The organism is Bacillus sp. N3378-2at (genome assembly GCF_033412715.1).
Taxonomy (GTDB): domain Bacteria; phylum Bacillota; class Bacilli; order Bacillales; family Bacillaceae; genus Bacillus; species Bacillus subtilis.
In genome coordinates this window covers 66,761-80,375 of sequence record NZ_CP117986.1, presented here as the reverse complement: position 1 = coordinate 80,375, position 13,615 = coordinate 66,761, and the positions used below count along the sequence as shown (strand labels likewise).

The 13,615-nt window shown below is 42.9% G+C and carries 16 protein-coding genes, 1 tRNA gene and 1 riboswitch; of the genes, 1 reads left to right on the top strand and 16 read right to left on the bottom strand.

From position 1 onward, the window contains the following. Positions 1-567 precede the first annotated feature (567 nt). The 15 genes from PUN35_RS00400 to sdhC all read right to left on the bottom strand — a co-directional run bounded on the left by PUN35_RS00400 (position 568) and on the right by sdhC (position 11,276). A complete protein-coding gene (locus PUN35_RS00400; RefSeq protein ID WP_033881452.1) occupies positions 568-864 on the bottom strand; it encodes a hypothetical protein in 297 nt (98 codons plus the stop codon). 7 nt (positions 865-871) lie between these two features. After that, the gene (locus PUN35_RS00395; protein ID WP_014480491.1) at positions 872-1,048 is read right to left on the bottom strand and encodes a hypothetical protein; all 177 of its coding nucleotides are present in this window, start codon (positions 1,046-1,048) and stop codon (positions 872-874) included. 153 nt (positions 1,049-1,201) lie between these two features. Next, positions 1,202-2,221 (bottom strand): tyrosine-type recombinase/integrase, encoded by a 1,020-nt coding sequence (locus PUN35_RS00390; protein ID WP_014480492.1) that lies wholly within the window; start codon positions 2,219-2,221, stop codon positions 1,202-1,204. Positions 2,222-2,353: 132 nt separating this feature from the next. Further along, positions 2,354-2,427, bottom strand: a tRNA-Arg gene (locus PUN35_RS00385). A 130-nt stretch (positions 2,428-2,557) separates the two neighbouring features. Next, positions 2,558-3,067: a metallophosphoesterase gene (locus PUN35_RS00380; protein ID WP_003229585.1), complete on the bottom strand. Its 510-nt coding sequence runs from the start codon at positions 3,065-3,067 to the stop codon at positions 2,558-2,560. Between the two features lie 15 nt (positions 3,068-3,082). Continuing rightward, the gene (locus PUN35_RS00375) at positions 3,083-3,679 is read right to left on the bottom strand and encodes an XTP/dITP diphosphatase (protein WP_015251523.1); all 597 of its coding nucleotides are present in this window, start codon (positions 3,677-3,679) and stop codon (positions 3,083-3,085) included. A 12-nt stretch (positions 3,680-3,691) separates the two neighbouring features. After that, entirely contained in the window at positions 3,692-4,429 is a 738-nt protein-coding gene (rph, locus tag PUN35_RS00370; protein WP_014480493.1) for a ribonuclease PH, read from the bottom strand. A gap of 110 nt (positions 4,430-4,539) precedes the next feature. Continuing rightward, positions 4,540-5,640 carry a spore germination protein GerM gene (gerM, locus tag PUN35_RS00365; protein ID WP_003229578.1) on the bottom strand — a complete coding sequence of 367 codons (1,101 nt, stop codon included), beginning with the start codon at positions 5,638-5,640 and terminating at the stop codon, positions 4,540-4,542. Between the two features lie 114 nt (positions 5,641-5,754). Further along, entirely contained in the window at positions 5,755-6,573 is an 819-nt protein-coding gene (gene racE, locus PUN35_RS00360; RefSeq protein ID WP_010886589.1) for a glutamate racemase, read from the bottom strand. 7 nt (positions 6,574-6,580) lie between these two features. Continuing rightward, positions 6,581-7,021 carry a MarR family winged helix-turn-helix transcriptional regulator gene (locus PUN35_RS00355; RefSeq protein ID WP_003229573.1) on the bottom strand — a complete coding sequence of 147 codons (441 nt, stop codon included), beginning with the start codon at positions 7,019-7,021 and terminating at the stop codon, positions 6,581-6,583. 244 nt (positions 7,022-7,265) lie between these two features. Further along, positions 7,266-7,490, bottom strand: coding sequence for a spore germination transcription factor GerE (gene gerE, locus PUN35_RS00350; protein WP_003184172.1), 225 nt, complete (start codon positions 7,488-7,490; stop codon positions 7,266-7,268). Between the two features lie 115 nt (positions 7,491-7,605). Then, on the bottom strand, positions 7,606-8,049 hold the full coding sequence (locus tag PUN35_RS00345; protein ID WP_014480494.1) for an acyl-CoA thioesterase: 444 nt from the start codon (positions 8,047-8,049) through the stop codon (positions 7,606-7,608). Positions 8,050-8,109: 60 nt separating this feature from the next. Then, entirely contained in the window at positions 8,110-8,871 is a 762-nt protein-coding gene (gene sdhB, locus PUN35_RS00340) for a succinate dehydrogenase iron-sulfur subunit (RefSeq protein ID WP_003229569.1), read from the bottom strand. Positions 8,872-8,873: 2 nt separating this feature from the next. Then, positions 8,874-10,634, bottom strand: coding sequence for a succinate dehydrogenase flavoprotein subunit (gene sdhA / locus PUN35_RS00335; protein WP_003229567.1), 1,761 nt, complete (start codon positions 10,632-10,634; stop codon positions 8,874-8,876). Between the two features lie 33 nt (positions 10,635-10,667). Beyond that, positions 10,668-11,276 (bottom strand): succinate dehydrogenase cytochrome B558, encoded by a 609-nt coding sequence (gene sdhC, locus PUN35_RS00330; RefSeq protein ID WP_003222512.1) that lies wholly within the window; start codon positions 11,274-11,276, stop codon positions 10,668-10,670. 292 nt (positions 11,277-11,568) lie between these two features. Here sdhC and PUN35_RS00325 point away from each other — a divergent pair, with 292 nt between their 5' ends. Continuing rightward, positions 11,569-12,015, top strand: coding sequence for a YslB family protein (locus PUN35_RS00325; protein WP_003222508.1), 447 nt, complete (start codon positions 11,569-11,571; stop codon positions 12,013-12,015). A 43-nt stretch (positions 12,016-12,058) separates the two neighbouring features. On the opposite strand, the gene PUN35_RS00320 is transcribed toward PUN35_RS00325, so the two are convergent. Then, positions 12,059-13,285 carry an aspartate kinase gene (locus PUN35_RS00320; RefSeq protein ID WP_014480495.1) on the bottom strand — a complete coding sequence of 409 codons (1,227 nt, stop codon included), beginning with the start codon at positions 13,283-13,285 and terminating at the stop codon, positions 12,059-12,061. A gap of 125 nt (positions 13,286-13,410) precedes the next feature. After that, a riboswitch (Lysine riboswitch) is annotated at positions 13,411-13,590 on the bottom strand. Positions 13,591-13,615 lie beyond the last annotated feature (25 nt).

The window sequence follows — 13,615 nt, the reverse complement described above, 5'->3', positions numbered from 1 at the left end:
CTCAAATCTTTGACATTTCTAGCAGATATACACTATTAAAGTATTCACTTTTGTTGTTTAAGAGTTTTACAAGTAGTGCCTTCCTATAGGAAGGTGCTACTGCCTAGGAGACCTACGTAAGTAGGTCGGGATGGCAACCCAATTTCTTAGTCTATCTTAATCTTAAGGTTGAACCCTTATTTCAATTCATATTTACATTATACCAAACTCCAAATTGGCTACTTTCGTTAAAACCTCTAGGAAAAAGCTTAGGAATAAAACAAAAGTAGCAAACAAGAACTTTTTATAGGTAATTTATGGAATTATACGCCGATATGATGAAAAATAGCATTTACATAGTATCAAATAAGATACTTACTGTTGAAGTGACTCAGGAGACAATGGTTTTATCCTTAAAAGCTTGATATAAACCTCTTTTTTATTTTACCTCAAAGGTACTCATAATAATGTACTAATGGTAATTTCTTTTTTATTTTAGATTATAAAAACAGAGAACAGTCATTCGACCGCTCGCTTAAATTACATCACTGAAATTGATTTAATGTACTGCTGTTGATATATAATGTATTATCTAACGCCAAATCTTTCATATGTTTCTATTTTGATTTTTTGTTTTATTTCAGATAGGACTGGTTGAATACATTGCTCTGAGCAATATTTATGGTTTGATTCATAATCTGAACCAGCAATTCTCCACCAACTACTATCAGTCTTGCTAGATACCTTTTTTCCACACATTCCACAGGTAAATCCCCAATTCCCTTTTAGATTATTTCTAAAAGGTGTCTCTAATGCTCTAGGTCCATATAATTGAGAATAATTCCACAGGTCATTTTCTGCATTATGCATTCTAATGTTATTCATTTCAACATCACTTAAATTTACATATGCCTTGGATTCCCTCTATTATCGCTGTTCCAGATTCTGGACTAATTTCGTATCCATGGTTGTTTAAGACTCGAATTTTCCCGCTATTTTCCTCATATACGAAATGAAAAGTAACGTGTTTTGAATCCTCTATAAATTCTTTTATTATATTTTTATCCATAATTTCTCCTCTCATCATATTCAATAATTATTTGTTTATACAGAGATCAACGATTATTACGATAAGGAATTAATCGCCCCCTCATAGGTTTGTCTTGATATTTCAACATACTGAGCCACTTTATTTGAGTGATGGGCTAAGCGTTTCATCCCCTTAGACATCCAGATAAGAGCGAAGGCTATTCGCTACTTCATCAACATCCAAATGCAAATACTTAGTTGTGACGGAAATATCGCTATGTCCTAATGCCTTAGATATCACAGCAACATTTGCCCCCTTATCTAACAATGATTTTGCAAAACCCCTTCTCAAAGCATGAGGGTTGATATTTTTCAAACCGTACATCTTAGCATATTTGTTTAGCCGTTTTTGAATGTTATTATGCGTTGGAGAGTTTGATATAACATCACCGTACTTAGTAATAAAAATCAGACTGTTCTTCTTGCCGTATCCATCTCTAATCATGGCATTTTGTTTTATCAATACCTTTAGCATCCTTTTAATTACGTCGTCAAAAGGTAATTTAATTTGCTGATGATTTTTCATAATACTGCCTTCCAAATTCAGCACATTATTATTGAAGTCTATGTGGCGTTCTTCAAGTTGAGTTAATGTATTTATTCGAATACCCGTTTTAAACATCACTAGGACAGCTGTATCGTCCCTCAGCTGAATGAAATTGCTTAAGTCCAATAAAGAGAGCAGTACATTAACATCACGTTCTGTAGCACCTTCCTTAACCTTTTGATCGACCTTTATATTAATGGTTTTCCAAAATTTTATTTCAATCCAACCGTTATCAAAACAGCGGGAGAGGAATGCTTTTAGACATTTCAATCGTGTTAATTTAGTTTGATTGCTTACATTCATACTATCTAGCCATTTATAGACCGTATCCGCTGTAATATCAGCAACATGGTTTACGTTTGTTATACTCTGAAAATGCTCTACATGAAGGACATAATCGCTTATTGTACGCCTTCTATTCCCGCTAACCTTCATTTGCCTAGTGATGGTTTCGAGAGCATCAGAAACCAACATTGAGTGATCCAAGACCTCAAATTGTTTTATTTTTTCTTTTGGAGCGGTGGAATTCGTACTAGTAATGGTTAATCCATTTAATAATCCATTTACATCCACATCAACATCTAATAATCCTTTTCTTTTTGTCACAACAAAAAACCTCCTATATCGAAAGTGATATAAGCCAATAACAGTGTAATTTCTTACGTGACCGTTATACTGACCGTTTCACTATACGATATAGAAGGTTGATTTGACGGGTTTTAGCACCCGATTTAAATACGTCCCAGGAGAGATTCGAACTCCCGACCGACGGCTTAGAAGGCCGTTGCTCTATCCAGCTGAGCTACTGGGACACGTTTTGTTTTTTTGTTTTTCGCTTTAACTATCAGCGACAAGATTTATTATATATGGGATGCAATAATAAGTCAACGGTTTTTTAGAATTTTTTTCATAAGGAAGAAAATTTTCTTCCTCATGACATTTTCATAGTGTGACTCGGTTTTGCAGATCCTCAATTTCATTGCCTGCTTGGTCGTAAAAACGGACTGTCGCAGCATCATTTTCTAATGTCAGTATAGCATAGCTTTCTGTCCTGCGCACCCTCGGAAGCCGGATGCTGCCTGGGTTAATCATCAGTTTTCCGCGCAGCACTTCGCTGCCCGCGATGTGCGAATGCCCGAAGCAGATAACATCCGCTCCGAGCTCCTCTGCACGATAGTATACGTTTAACAAGGTCTGTTTTATACCGTGAAGGTGGCCGTGTGTGACCAGTATTTTTCTTGAGCCGGCAGTCAGAAGAAGCTCGTCCTTAAAATCGCCGGCAAAATCGCAATTGCCTTTTACAACCGCATAAGGCTCCAATGCAGGATGCCTCGTTTCAAGCTCAGAGTCCCCGCAATGAATCATGAGATCAACTTCTGCCTCATGCCGTTTCGCAATGGTTTGGAGTTCTTCTTCAAGCCCATGGCTGTCACTGATAATCAGCACGTTCATGTACAAGCTTCCTCCTTATGCCTCCAAAAGCTTAGACAGCTTTTTAAGCGCGTCAGCCCTATGGCTGATTTTATTTTTTTCATCACTTGTCAGTTCAGCCATTGTCTTATCTTTATCTTTCACGATAAAGATTGGGTCATAGCCAAAGCCATATTCTCCTCTCGGTTCTTCGGCAATATACCCTTCAACATGGCCTTCGACTGTTTTTGTTTCCTCACCGGGAATACTCACGGCCAGTGCGCAGCGGAAACGGGCGGTGCGCTGTTCTTTTTCGATACCTTTCAGCTCGCTGAGCACTTTTTCGATATTTGCCTGGTCGTCTTTCTGTTCCCCTGCATAGCGGGCTGAATAAACCCCGGGTCTGCCGCCAAGATTATCGATGGATAGACCGGAGTCGTCCGCAATCACCATTTTGTTTACTGCTTTGGCAACAGCTTCCGCTTTCAGAATGGCATTTTCTTCAAATGTATGGCCTGTTTCTTCAATTTCTTCTGTAAATCCAATTTCAGCTAAAGATTTGACATCATAGCCTCTTGGCTCAAGAATTTCTTTGAATTCCTTCACTTTTCCCGGATTATGTGTCGCAATAATTGCTTCTTTCATGATGATCAAGCCTTTCTGTCTTTATTTCAGTTCTGGCAGAGAATCACCCAGCACTTCTTTTTGCTTGTCAATCAGCTCTTGAATTCCTTTTTCCGCAAGACCCAGAAGACCGTTCAGATCCTCTCTTGAAAAAGTCGCCTCTTCCCCGGTTCCCTGCAGTTCCACAAAACGGCCGCTGCCTGTCATGATGACATTCATGTCAACTTCAGCGGAGGAATCTTCTTCATAATTTAAATCTAACAAAATTCCCTGTTCCTTATCAATTCCAACAGAGATCGCAGCAAGAAAATCAGTGATCGGACTTGTCTTGATTGTTCCTGCTTTGATCAGCTTGCCAATCGCAATCGCCATAGCAAGAAATGCGCCTGTAATGGAAGCTGTTCTAGTTCCTCCATCAGCTTGAATGACATCACAGTCAATCCAAATCGTCCGTTCACCGAGCTTTTCCAGATCTACAACAGCTCGAAGCGCGCGGCCGATCAGGCGTTGGATCTCCATTGTTCTGCCGGAAATTTTCCCCTTAGAAGATTCTCTGATTGTTCTTTGGTTTGTTGCCCGCGGCAGCATGCTGTACTCTGCTGTAATCCAGCCTTTCCCTCCGCCCCGCAAAAACGGCGGTACGCGATCCTCAACAGACGCGTTGCAGATTACCTTTGTATTCCCTGCTGTTATTAGAACAGAACCTTCCGGATGGCTGATAAAATCCAAATCGAATGTGATTGGACGCAGCTCATCGTGTTGTCTTCCGTCATGTCTCATGTTTTACCTCCGATTGTATGTACATAAACCATTTTTGTCCCGGAATTGAATAAAGAAAGAGGCAGCCGGAACGCTAACCTCTTTCTTTCTAGTATATCAAAAATCCCAATTTAAAAACTACCCGTATTCACTTGAGAAGGTCTGGAGACCGGTTCTGTGAGCTTTTCGCCTTTTTCATTTACAAGCTCTGATTTTCCGTTCACTTTAACAGAGACGCTTTTTACATCCGGCTGCTCCGTTAACGTCAGCACAATGCTGTTCAGCACTTCTGAAGAAATCATTTTCGTCTTCTCATCGGCGCTGCCGAATATAGATTGATTGAAATCCAACGTCACGCGCCCGTCTTTGATTTTCGGTTTGCTGACCAGCTTTACATCTTCACTGAAGTCTGTTAACAGCCCGCTCACCTTGCTTGGGCCTTTAGCCAATTCATTAATGGCTGCTGTGATGTCGTCTTTTTCCGAATTGTCGATTCGTTTCGTCACCGGCACGTAGTATTCACTGTCTTCGTTTTCCGCCAAGTAGTAGACTGTCAGCGGATGGGTAGCAGTGAGATCATTTACACCGGCTGTTTCCAAATTAATGCCGTCTTTGCGGCTTAAATCATCTGAGATCGGCGTCCCTCCTACAGGCATCTCCTTCAGTTCATGCCCGTTTATTCTCAGCTTCACTTTATCTATCGAACTAAATTGCGTCAGCGTCCACGTCACAGATTGAACGATTTTCTGTTCGTCCTCTTTCTTATAATTTTTGAACTCATTAGAGAAATCAGCTATCGCGGTTCCATCTTTTTTGATGTCAACGTTAACGGTGGTGTCAGCCGGCAATACAGCTCTGAAGCCATTCGGAAGAATTTCAGACACAGGCCCGCCCTGTACGAGGTATTCAAGCGCCTGCTTAGCCGTGCTCTCACTTTTAGGGAGAGGCAGCGTTTGCGCAACAACATATCCGTTTTTATCAATGAGATAAAGCTCCCTCATAACAGTAGATGAGGCTTGATCCGCTTTTGCGGTATCGCTTTTTTCACTTTCTGTTTTTTTGGCTGCTGTTGTATTTGAATTGGCACCCGCTTCATCGTTCACGAATGTAACGTCTTGAGGCGGATCAATTTCCTCGGCTGCCTTATCAGATTGAAACAAACCGCATCCGGATAAAAGCAAGGCAGAGGTGAGACAAGTGGCACCAATGACTGCAGGTCCTTTTTTCAGCATACTTTTCCCTCCTAAGGATGTTTGTACTATTATGTATACGAGCCTCTTTAGGAAATAGACCGAAGAATTCCGGCAAAACAGAAAAAAACCCGCAACATACCGTTGCGGGAAAAACTATCTTTTAATCGGTTCTTGCAGTGAGATACATTCCACATGCCCGACTTCATGGCCAAACCAATCGTCTGCGATTTTTGCAAACTGATCACGCGCCCCTGTTGTCAGGAACTGATGATCCGGGGCAATCGGAGACTGGTTCAGCAGCCCTTTATAAGAGAGAATTGTGCTGACTTCCCGGGCTGTTTCATCGCCGGACGAAATAATGTTTACGTGCTCTCCCATATATCTTTGAATGGCTTCTTTTAAAATAGGGTAATGGGTGCAGCCTAAAATCAGCGAATCAATTGATGTGTCTTTTAACGGATACAGCGAGGTTTTAACAATCTCGTCTGCTGTTTTGTCGAGAAACTTCCCGCTTTCCACAAAAGGCACAAGCAGCGGGCAGGCAAGGTTTTCAACCTTCAAATCAGGGTTTAATGCCAAAAGCGCTTCTTCGTATGCATTGCTCTTAATCGTATTCTCTGTGCCGATGACACCGATATGCTGATTATCCGTCACTTTTATCGCTGCTCTCGCACCAGGCTGGATGACTCCGACCACCGGTATGCCGACGCTGCGCTGGATGTCATCCAAAGCGATCGCTGTTGCTGTATTACAGGCGATCACGAGCATTTTGATGTGGTGGTTTTCGAGTAAATAATTCGTCAGCTCCCACGTATATTGAAGCACCTCTTCTTCAGGGCGCGGTCCATAAGGACACCGTTTCGTATCCCCGACGTAGATAATATTTTCTTTAGGTAGCTGTCTCATGATTTCCTTCGCAACGGTTAAACCGCCAACCCCGGAATCAATGACTCCTATTGGTTGTTCCAACAAAATCGCCTCATTTTCTCTTCATTTCATGCTGCAGTTTCATCAAAGATTTTTCGAAGATGGCTATTTCTTCATCTGTAAACGATTCGAACATATCACGCAGATATTCCTGTCTTTTTGTAATGACCTCTTGGATAATCCGTTCTCCTTCAGGCAGCAGATGTATCCGGACAACACGTCTGTCCGCCGGGTCCTTGACCCGCTCCACAAGCTCATTTTTTTGCATGCGGTCGATTAAGTCCGTTGTCGTGCTGCATGCCAGATACATTTTGCCCGATAATTCACCGATTGTCATATCTCCTAATTCATAAAGCCATTGCAAGCCGACAAATTGCGGCGGCGTAATCGCATATTGGTTAAGGATTTCTCGTCCTTTTTGCTTAATGATCGCGGCAATGTGGCGGAGTGACTTTTCAATATCCGCAACATGCTCCAAAGGTTTTGATGTCATTTGTCCATCCCTCACTCAAGGATCTCTTACGCACAAAAGCGTTCCGTGTCTATTTTCCTTCTTTTTTGAAGAAAATGCAAGACTCGCAGGAGAGAAATAGAGGACTTTAGTCAAACAACATCAAGAAATAAAATTTATTTTATGCCTTGCCTACGTTTTGCAAAGCATTCCAAAAATGATTTCGAATGTTCCAAACAAACAGCAATAACCGGCTCCTTCCTAAAAGAAGGAATACCGGCAAGGATTAAAGCTCTAGCTCACCCATTCTAAGAAGCTCAACAACGGCTTGCGAACGCCCTTTCACACCCAATTTCTGCATGGCATTTGAAATATGGTTTCGAACGGTTTTCTCACTGATAAATAGCTCGCTTGCAATCTCCTTTGTTGTCTTATCTTGAACGAGCAATTCGAACACTTCTCTTTCTCTTTTCGTTAGCAGCGGCTTCGATTGAAATTCTTTCTCCTTCAAGTATTGTAACCCTCCTTGCTAAGGTGAGAGCGAATCAGAAACGAATGGGTTTTGATATAGTCGAGATATCATATGTAAGAAGGGCGCAGGAGGTGACGTTTACAAGATAATTAGTTTATCGTGTATGAAGAAGCGTTTCTTTCTCCTCATCCGTCCAGCTGACAGCTTTGCCGCTTTCCTTTGAGACTTGAACCATCACGACTGCCCCGGTGAAGCAGGGCTCGCCTTCGCGGTTCTCTCCGAGATAGTGCAAGGTAAGAGATGAACTGCCGACTGTGCTTGTTTTCACATAGATGCGCAACTCTTCATAAGGCATGACTTGGCGCAAATAATCGCATTGCTGGCTTGCCACGACTGTCATGGTCTGTTTGTTTTCACTCATCATATTCAGCTTTTTAAAATAAGAAATCCGCGCCTCCTCAAAATATATAAAAGGGGTTACATTATTCATATGCCCAAACATGTCTGTCTCGGAAAATCTTACGGATACCTCATTGAAAAAAGAAAAGGATGTTTTCCATTCTTGAAACGGCATATCAATATAAGCGGGAAGCTTCATCTTTTTCCATCTCCTTATTGTTTAAAAAAACCTCTCCCATGCGGAAGAGGTTTTTTCTTCTTATACTCTGTCGCTTCCGAAGAAATTGCGGAACGCTTGTAAGTTTGTATCTCTATTCAAGGCTGCAATCGAAGTGGTAAGCGGAATCCCCTTCGGACAGGATTGAACACAGTTTTGCGAGTTGCCGCAATCTGCAAGGCCGCCTTCATCCATTAATGCTTCTAATCGTTCAGATTTATTCATGGCGCCTGTCGGATGCGCGTTAAACAGGCGGACTTGCGACATCGGTGCAGGCCCCATGAACTTCGATTTGCTGTTCACATTCGGGCAAGCTTCGAGGCAGACGCCGCATGTCATGCATTTTGATAATTCATATGCCCATTGACGGCGTTTTTCCGGCATTCTCGGCCCCGGTCCTAAATCGTACGTACCGTCAATCGGTATCCATGCTTTTACTTTTTTCAATGAATCAAACATTCTGCTGCGATCAACCTGCAAATCACGAACGACTGGGAATGTTTTCATTGGTTTTAAACGGATCGGCTGTTCAAGCTGGTCGATAAGCGCCGTGCAAGATTGGCGGGGTTTTCCGTTTATGACCATTGAACATGCGCCGCATACTTCCTCAAGACAGTTCATATCCCATGTGACAGGGGTTGTCTTCTCACCTTTGACATTAACCGGATTCCGGCGGATTTCCATCAGAGCGGAAATGACGTTCAGATTCGGGCGGTATGGAATCTCAAATTCTTCATCGTAAGGCGTGCTGTCGGCTGTATCTTGACGTGTGATAATAAATCGTATGGTTTTTTGTTCACTCATGATTATTTCGCCACCTTCTTCTTCGAGTAATCCCGTTTCCGAGGCGTTATCAGTGATACATCGACATCCTGATACTCAAATTCCGGCGCTTCATACGGGCTTACATGTTTAGCCATTGTTGTTTTGAGCCATTCATCATCATTACGTTCAGGATAATCCGGTTTATAATGGGCGCCCCGGCTTTCATTACGGTTGTATGCGCCAAGGGTAATCACCCTAGCAAGCTGAAGCATGTTTGAGAACTGGCGTGTGAACATCGCTCCCTGGTTGCTCCATTTTGTCGTGTCATTGATGTTGATCTTTTTGAAGCGCTCCATTAACTCCTGAATTTTGTCATCCGTTTTCAAAAGCTTGTCATTATGGCGGACAACCGTTACGTTCGCCGTCATCCACTCACCGAGCTCTTTGTGAAGAACATAGGCATTTTCGGTTCCGTCCATACTCATAATGTCAGCCCATTTTTCTTCTTCTTTCTTAACGTGAGCGTCGAATAAAGATGAAGACATGTCTTCCGCTGAAGATTCTAAGCCGTTTACATATTTCACCGCATTCGGTCCGGCCACCATGCCTCCGTAAATCGCAGACAGCAAGGAGTTCGCTCCCAAGCGGTTGCCGCCGTGCATAGAATAATCACATTCCCCAGCCGCAAACAGTCCAGGGATGTTTGTCATTTGATCGTAATCCACCCATAAACCGCCCATAGAATAATGGACCGCCGGGAAGATTTTCATTGGAAGCTTACGCGGGTCGTCTCCCATGAATTTCTCGTAAATCTCAATGATGCCGCCAAGCTTAATATCAAGCTCTTTCGGATCTTTATGAGACAGATCGAGATATACCATGTTTTCACCGTTAATGCCGAGCTTCTGGTTCACACACACATCAAATATTTCGCGTGTCGCAATATCACGCGGCACCAGGTTTCCGTATGCCGGATATTTTTCCTCCAGGAAATACCAAGGTTTGCCGTCTTTATATGTCCACACGCGACCGCCTTCACCACGCGCTGATTCACTCATCAGTCTTAATTTGTCATCGCCCGGTATGGCTGTCGGGTGGATTTGAATGAATTCTCCGTTTGCATAATACGCTCCCTGCTGATAAACGATTGATGCAGCAGATCCTGTATTAATCATGGAGTTCGTTGATTTTCCAAAGATGATTCCCGGTCCGCCCGTCGCCATAATGACAGCGTCTGAACGGAAAGATTCAATTTGCATGTTTGTCAGGTTTTGTGCAACAATTCCGCGGCAGGTTCTGTCATCATCTAAAACAGCGCCAAGGAATTCCCAACCTTCGTATTTTGTGACCAGACCCGCAACTTCGTATCTGCGCACTTGCTCGTCCAGTGCGTAAAGCAGCTGCTGTCCCGTCGTCGCACCAGCATAAGCAGTTCTGTGGTGCTGTGTACCCCCGAATCGGCGGAAATCAAGCAGGCCTTCAGGCGTCCGGTTAAACATGACGCCCATCCGGTCTAATAAGTGGATGATCGAAGGCGCCGCTTCACACATCGCCTTGACCGGCGGCTGGTTGGCAAGAAAGTCTCCCCCGTATACCGTGTCATCAAAATGTTCCCACGGAGAGTCACCTTCCCCTTTTGTATTGACCGCTCCGTTTATGCCGCCTTGCGCACAAACCGAATGAGAACGTTTGACAGGAACGATGGAAAACAGCTTAACCGCCATTCCTGATTCCGCTGCTTTAATTGTCGCCATGAGGCCGGCAAGACCCCCGCCGACTACGATAATGCTTGATTGACTCATGATAGCCCCTCTCCCTCTAGTAATCTAGTACTCTTAAACAAATGCGAAAATCGCTTTTAAGCCTACGTATGACAGTGCAACAAAAATAATCAGCGTAACGTATGTCGAAATTCTTTGAGAACGAGGCGTTACCGTGATGCCCCATGTAACAGCGAAAGACCATAAACCGTTCGAGAAGTGGAAAATTGTTGATAAAACACCGACAATGTAAAAACCAAGCATAGCCGGAGAGCTCAAAATATTCGCCATCATGTCGAAATTGACCTCAGCGCCCATTTGTGCAGCAATGCGGGTTTCCCACACGTGCCAGCTGACGAAAATGAGGGTGATGATACCGGTTACACGCTGCAGGACGAATAGCCAGTTTCTCATGTAGCTGTATTGGCCTGCGTTATTTTTCGCAGTAAACGCTATGTACACACCATAAACTGCATGATAAATTAATGGTAAGAAGATAATAAAAATTTCCAAGGCATACCTGAAAGGCAGACTATCCATAAAATGAGCAGCGCTATTGAATGCTTCAGCGCCCCTTGCGGCAAACTGGTTGACGACTAAATGCTGAATGAGAAAGATGCCGACCGGTATGACGCCAAGCAAGGAATGCAATCTTCGAAAATAAAACTCTCTGTTCCCAGACATTACTTTACCCCCTGTTTGATAAGTGCGAAATGTGCTAAATCTCTTCCCCCACTTCTTTCAATTGTAAGCACTTTATTAAGATTTATTGACAATTTCATTTTACTCCTCCCTCAAAAGGGCGTCAAGAAAACGCGTACATAAATTATAATTTTCCGAATTGATTAGTTGATTGAAAAATTTTATTTTATCAATATATATTTCTTGCTTAATTTTTCATAAGAATTACAGGATCATTCTGTAATCCTCCCCCCTGTTTGAGCTATAATATACGCAGGAGAGAGGGGAGACAGATATGAAGTCTAAATTTGAAGCATCTATTGACAACCTAAAAGAAATTGAAATGAACGCCTATGCCTATGAACTAATACGAGAGATCGTTCTCCCAGATATGCTTGGCCAAGATTACTCTTCCATGATGTATTGGGCAGGAAAACATCTCGCCCGTAAGTTTCCTCTTGAATCATGGGAGGAATTTCCGGCCTTCTTTGAAGAAGCGGGCTGGGGAACCCTCACCAACGTAAGCGCTAAAAAACAGGAGCTTGAATTTGAACTTGAAGGGCCGATCATTTCCAACCGGCTTAAACATCAGAAAGAACCTTGCTTTCAGCTGGAGGCTGGTTTTATCGCTGAACAAATTCAATTAATGAATGATCAGATTGCCGAATCATATGAACAAGTAAAAAAGAGAGCCGATAAAGTGGTTCTAACTGTGAAATGGGATATGAAAGACCCAGTGTAATCAAAAAGGCGGTGACTGCATAGTCCCGCCTTTTTGATTGTCATTACACAGCTGAAGGGTGTTTTGAAAGCTCAAATGCATCGTGAAGCGACTCGACTGCTTTCACCATGTCATTTTCGCTTACGACTGTTGACACTTTGATTTCAGAAGTGCTGACCATTTTGATTAAAATGTTTTTTTGCGCCAGTACAGCAAACATTTCAGCCGCTACACCAGGATTTGAGACCATGCCGGATCCAACAATGGATACTTTAGCCAATTTGCTTTCTGTCTCGATTTTCTCAAATTCCAGCGCGTCTTTATACTCTTCAAGCACCGCAACGGTTTGATCTGCATCTTCTGTTTTGACAGAGAAGGAAATTCCAGTCTTGTCCTCGGCCTGCGTTTGGATAATGATATCCACGTTTATGTTTCTTTTGGCAAGTGTCGTAAAAATAGTAGACAAAGTTGTCAGACCGCTAGTCAGCCCGTAAATGGTTACTCTTGTGATTTGATCTTCAAATGCAATGCCTCTGACAATTAAATTCTGTTCCATGGATGATTCCTCCTCAATTAATGTTCCCGCTTCGGTTTCTGTACTTGAACGCACTTCTAACGGCACTTGGTAATTTTTCGCGAACTCAACTGCTCTCGGATGAAGAACACCGGCGCCTAAATTGGCAAGCTCAAGCATTTCATCGTATGAGATGCCCGCAAGTTTTCTCGCTGATTTCACATAGCGCGGATCAGTTGTAAACACGCCTGGCACGTCTGTGTATATGTCACATTTATCAGCTTTTAAAGCGACAGCCAAAGCAACTGCTGTTGTATCTGAACCGCCCCGGCCCAATGTCGTAATTTCACAATCCTCTGTCATGCCTTGGAATCCTGCAACAATGACAATTTTTCCTTTTTCAAGCTGGTCTGCTAAAACCGAAGTGTCGATATCTGTAATTCTGGCGTTTCCGTGAATGGCCTCCGTACGGATTCCCGCCTGCCAGCCAGTATAAGACACAGCATCATAGCCTTTTTCCTGCAATGCCATTGAAAGGAGTGAAATCGTGACCTGCTCGCCTGTCGCCAGCAGCATATCCATTTCGCGTTTGCTCGGCTGGTCAGAAATAGCTTTTGCAAGGCTGACCAATTCGTCAGTGGATTTTCCCATTGCTGAAACGACGACAACGACTTGATGGCCTTTCTGTTTTTCTGCAATTGCGCGGTTTGCCGCATTTTGAATTTTTTCGACTGAGCCGACGGAAGTGCCTCCGAATTTTTGTACAATAAGACCCATGTATTACCACCCTTTACATTTTGGTTCGTGCGGGTGAGGAGAAAGAGCGCTTTGTCCACAATAAAAAAAGCAATGAGAGGAATACTCTCATTGCTTATCAATTAATCATCATAAATGATTATGAACAACGAGATAGCCCTCCAAGAAAATGATTTCTTGACAGCCTTACATTTATTCAATGCACGGCCAGCAAATAATACCGATGGGGTTTTATTTGCTTCGGCGACGCTCCCCTTTCAGCCTTTTTCACAGAATCCATCTTTCTCCAAAGGCATACTCTTGAAGTTCGCACCTCTATCTTCACCATATAACACGATCTAACTATGAAAT

Bases quoted from the DNA above. Each gene is read 5' to 3' on its own strand.
- rph (WP_014480493.1), bottom strand. From the start codon at position 4,429: ATGAGACATGACGGAAGACAACACGATGAGCTGCGTCCAATCACATTC.
- gerM (WP_003229578.1), bottom strand. From the start codon at position 5,640: ATGCTGAAAAAAGGACCTGCAGTCATTGGTGCCACTTGTCTCACCTCT.
- PUN35_RS00325 (WP_003222508.1), top strand. From the start codon at position 11,569: ATGAAGTCTAAATTTGAAGCATCTATTGACAACCTAAAAGAAATTGAA.
- PUN35_RS00355 (WP_003229573.1), bottom strand. From the start codon at position 7,021: ATGACATCAAAACCTTTGGAGCATGTTGCGGATATTGAAAAGTCACTC.
- sdhA (WP_003229567.1), bottom strand. From the start codon at position 10,634: ATGAGTCAATCAAGCATTATCGTAGTCGGCGGGGGTCTTGCCGGCCTC.
- PUN35_RS00320 (WP_014480495.1), bottom strand. From the start codon at position 13,285: ATGGGTCTTATTGTACAAAAATTCGGAGGCACTTCCGTCGGCTCAGTC.
- PUN35_RS00345 (WP_014480494.1), bottom strand. From the start codon at position 8,049: ATGAAGCTTCCCGCTTATATTGATATGCCGTTTCAAGAATGGAAAACA.
- PUN35_RS00380 (WP_003229585.1), bottom strand. From the start codon at position 3,067: ATGAACGTGCTGATTATCAGTGACAGCCATGGGCTTGAAGAAGAACTC.
- PUN35_RS00395 (WP_014480491.1), bottom strand. From the start codon at position 1,048: ATGGATAAAAATATAATAAAAGAATTTATAGAGGATTCAAAACACGTT.
- sdhC (WP_003222512.1), bottom strand. From the start codon at position 11,276: ATGTCTGGGAACAGAGAGTTTTATTTTCGAAGATTGCATTCCTTGCTT.
- sdhB (WP_003229569.1), bottom strand. From the start codon at position 8,871: ATGAGTGAACAAAAAACCATACGATTTATTATCACACGTCAAGATACA.
- PUN35_RS00400 (WP_033881452.1), bottom strand. From the start codon at position 864: ATGAATAACATTAGAATGCATAATGCAGAAAATGACCTGTGGAATTAT.